This window comes from Mycobacterium sp., from assembly GCF_049673265.1.
GTDB lineage: Bacteria > Actinomycetota > Actinomycetes > Mycobacteriales > Mycobacteriaceae > Mycobacterium.
Window position 1 is genome coordinate 1 of sequence record NZ_JBATXN010000082.1, and the last position, 3999, is coordinate 3999.

3 protein-coding genes and 1 pseudogene are annotated in these 3999 nt (G+C 63.9%); all 4 read left to right on the top strand.

What is annotated here, in order from left to right; all coding sequences use genetic code 11:
- Positions 1–413: pseudogene (locus WBF82_RS02895) on the top strand (MCE family protein); the annotation flags it as partial.
- The gene (locus WBF82_RS02900; protein ID WP_424381597.1) at positions 410–1825 is read left to right on the top strand and encodes an MCE family protein; all 1416 of its coding nucleotides are present in this window, start codon (positions 410–412) and stop codon (positions 1823–1825) included. The pseudogene WBF82_RS02895 and the gene WBF82_RS02900, both read left to right, overlap by 4 nt.
- On the top strand, positions 1822–3204 hold the full coding sequence (locus WBF82_RS02905) for an MCE family protein (RefSeq protein ID WP_424381598.1): 1383 nt from the start codon (positions 1822–1824) through the stop codon (positions 3202–3204). Before WBF82_RS02900 ends, WBF82_RS02905 begins: the two co-directional genes overlap by 4 nt.
- Positions 3205–3999: MCE family protein (locus tag WBF82_RS02910; protein ID WP_424381599.1), on the top strand; the 795-nt coding region annotated here is incomplete at its 3' end.

The following is a 3999-nucleotide window of genomic DNA, read 5'->3' on the forward strand; positions in this document are numbered from 1 at the left end:
TCGTCTCGCTGTTGGCGAACACCTCGACGGTGGCCAAACAGCTCACCGGGCTGGTGCACGACAACGAAAGCAAGTTGGCGCCCACGCTCGAGAAACTGAACTCGGTGACCGCGATGCTGGAAAAGAACCGCGACAACATCAACAAAGCACTGCCCGGCCTCGCGAAATTTGAGATCACGGTGGGTGAGGCCATCTCCAGTATGTACGCCTACTCAGCGTTCGCTCCGAACGCCGCTCTTCCGGAACTCTTCGGGCCGTTCCTGGATTACCTCTGGGGATTCCGTACCTTCGACACCGCGCGTGGTCCAGGTTTCCCGTCACCGGTACCGCGGTCGTTGGTGCCGCAACTGTACAACGGCATTCCGCCGTGCCCTTACTGTACGTTGGGCGGACGGATCGGAGGGGGGCAATGATCTCCCGGATGCCGCGGATCCCACGTAACAGGCTCACCGCAATTGCGGCGGTCGTCCTGGCCGCGCTGATTGTCGCCGGCACCGGACTGATTGTGCGTGACGTGTTCTTTGGGCCACGGACCATAACCGCGTACTTCACCACCGCCACAGCGATTTACCCGGGCGATCAGGTACGCGTCTCCGGTGTCAAGGTCGGCACTATCAAGTCGATCCAGCCCGCGGGCACGCAGGCCAAGTTGACCCTCAAGGTCGACCACGGCGTGCCGATTCCGGCCGACGCAAAAGCGGTCATCGTCACCCAGAATCTGGTGGCTGCCCGCTACGTCCAACTCACTCCCGCCTACCGCACTAGCGGCCCAGTCATGGCCGACGGAGCGGTGATACCCGTGCAACGCACGGCCGTGCCGATCGAGTGGGACGAGGTGAAGACCCAATTGATGCGGCTGGCAACGGATTTGGGCCCAAATGCCAAAGTGTCTACACCGGCGATATCGCGGTTCGTTGACAGCGCCGCCAATGCGCTACAGGGCAATGGCGACAAGCTGCGGCAAACACTCGCTCAATTGTCAGGGGTGGGGCGCATCCTCGCCAACGGCAGCGGCAACATCGTCGACATCATCAAGAATCTGCAGACCTTCGTTACCGCACTGCGCGACAGCAACGTCCAAATTGTGCAGTTCAACGACCGGCTTGCCACCCTCACCAGCGTGGTCAACGACAGCAAATCCGACTTGGACGCGGCGCTGACCGATCTGTCGACCGCGGTAGGTGAAGTGCAGCGATTCATCGCCGAAACCCGCGACCAAACCAGCGAACAGGTTGCCCGATTGGGCGATGCCCTCCAGCCTATCGTCGATCAGCACATGGCTCTGGAGAACGTCTTGCACGGCGCGCCGAACGCCATCGGCAACTTCTTCAACGACTACAACGCCGACACCGGAACTATTGTGGGCGGGTTCGGGCTCATGAACGAGGCCAATCCGACGTGGGCCGGCATGCTTTTTCCGCTACCCGTCCCCGGCTGCACGATGTTGGAAACCGTCGAGAGCGTCACCGCCGTCGAATCGGGCAAGCTGTGCGCGCTGTTTATGGGTCCCGGGATGCGGCTGACCAGCTACAACAACGTGCCGTTCCCCATCAACGCGTTCCTCCAGAAGTCGGTGGACCCGGCCAACGTGGTGTACAGCGAACCGCGCCTCGCACCGGGCGGCGAGGGTCCGAAGCCCGGGCCGCCCGAGCAGCCGCCCGCCATCTCGGCGTGGACCGGACTGAACGGTGACTCGGTGGTACCCGGCCCGGCACCGTCGGTTCCGCTGCCGCGGATACCGGGCGCGGCGATGCCGCTGCCGCCGCCGCCGTCGACACCAGAGCCCCCGCCACCGCTGCTGCCGGCGGAAGGGGCACACCCATGATGGGCTGGCTGCCGGTCCGCCGGATACTCGCCATCGGATTCTGCGTGGCCCTGACCGCCACCGGGTGCGCCTTCCACGGCCTCAACTCGCTACCTTTGCCCGGCCCATCGATGGCCCGCGGAGGGGGCGCCGACATCTATCACGTCGAGCTGGCGAATGTCCTGACGATGGAGTCGAATTCGCCGGTGATGATGGACGATGTCGTGGTCGGCAGCGTAGGCCCGATGAAGGTCGCCCGCGACCCGGAGAAAGGTTGGATTGCCAACGTCGAGATCTCGGTGAAGCGCGACGTGCACATTCCCGCGAACGTGGTGGCCAGCGTCGGTCAGACCAGCCTGCTGGGCTCCATGCATGTGGAGCTCAACCCGCCGCTGGGCCAACCCGGTACCGGGCGGCTGCGCCCGGGTGCCACCATCCCGCTGAATCGGTCGTCGATCTATCCCTCGACGGAGCAAACCCTGTCGTCGCTGTCGCTGGTCGTCAACGGCGGCGGGCTGGGGCAGATCGGGGAGATCATCCACAATTTCAGCGCCGCGCTGTCCGGGCGTGCGGGCGATGTGCGCGATTTGCTTAATCGGCTGGACAATTTCGTGGGGACGCTGGATGCGCAGCGGGACAACATCGTTACGTCGATCCAGGCGCTGAACCGGCTTGCCGAGACATTCGCAGGACAGCGCGACGTTCTGACCGAGGCGCTGCGCAAGGTGCCGCCCGCGCTCGAGGTGTTCATCAAGGAGCGGCCGCGCTTGACTGCGGCTTTGGATCACCTGCGCGTTTTCAGCAACACTGCCACCGGGCTGATCAACAACACTCAGGCTGACTTGGTCAAGAATCTGAAAAACCTGGAGCCGACCATCCGCGCGCTCGCCGACGTCGGGCCGGGGCTTGGCTTCGCGCTCGCGGCGTCGACGGTCTTCCCGTTGAACCAGAACTTCGTCGATCGAGCCGTTCGCGGTGACTACTTCAACCTGAATTTTCAGTTCGACTTCACTATTCCCAAACTCAAGAACAGCCTGCTGCTTGGGACGCACTGGGGACAACTTGGGGAACAGCAGGTAGCCGCGCCCGGGGAGCCGTATTACCTGAATTACACCTATGATCCACTGCGCCCTGGCGTTGCACAGGCGCCTGGTCCCGTGGCACCGCCGCTGCCCGGCCCGCCGCAGCCGCCTGGCGTTCCGCCGGCTGGTCCCCAAGCTCCGCCGCCCGGACCTGCTCAGCCGAATCTCCAATTCAGCGCTCCGCTACCGGGACCCGCGGCCCCGCCCCCGGGGTTTGGTCCCTTACCGGGTCCCGCGGCTGCGCCGCCAGCCCCAGCGCCGGCCGGACCGAATCCTGCTCCGCCACCGGGGATCCCGCCGACAGGAGGGAGCGGATAGATGCTGACGCGTTTCGTGCGGATTCAGTTGGCGATTTTCGCGATCGTCGGGATCATCGGGATCACCGCGATGGTCCTCTTCTACATCCAGCTCCCAACTCTGCTGGGCATCGGTCGCATGACGGTCACCCTTGAGCTGCCGGCCACCGGTGGCTTGTACCGGTTCTCCAATGTGACCTACCGCGGAGTGCAGGTCGGCAAGGTTACTGCGGTGGCGCTCACGGCCAACGGCGCCAAAGCAACGCTGTCGCTTAACACCTCATCCAAGATCCCGGATGACTTCAAAGCGTGTCCAGAGCGCCCTGGTCCCGCTGAGCAGTGCGGTGCGTATGTGCTGAGCGTCTCCGCGGTGGGCGAGCAGTATGTGGACTTGCGGCCACGAACCGATTCGGCGCCGTATCTGCGCAACGGGTCGGTTATTGCCATGCGTGACACCACGATTCCACAAGCGGTCGGACCGATGCTCGATCAGGTGAACGCCTTGATCAAAAGCCTTCCCAAAAACAAAATCGGTCAATTGCTCGACGAATCATTCCAAGCCTTCAACGGCGCCGGATACGATCTGGGATCGTTGTCCGACTCGACGTCACGAATCTCCGCCGACGCCAACAGCGTTGTCGACCGCACCCGAACCCTGACCGAAGACACTGGGCCGCTGTTGGATTCGCAGGCGAAGACCGCTGACTCCGTCCGCGCCTGGGCGCGTAGCCTGGCAGGGATCTCCGATGTGGTGGCGACCGACGATTCCCGGCTTCGCACGTTGCTGCAAAATGGACCGGGCGCCGCGGACGAGGCG

Coding starts and splice junctions, on each gene's coding strand:
- WBF82_RS02900 (WP_424381597.1), top strand. CDS start 410: ATGATCTCCCGGATGCCGCGGATCCCACGTAACAGGCTCACCGCAATT.
- WBF82_RS02905 (WP_424381598.1), top strand. CDS start 1,822: ATGATGGGCTGGCTGCCGGTCCGCCGGATACTCGCCATCGGATTCTGC.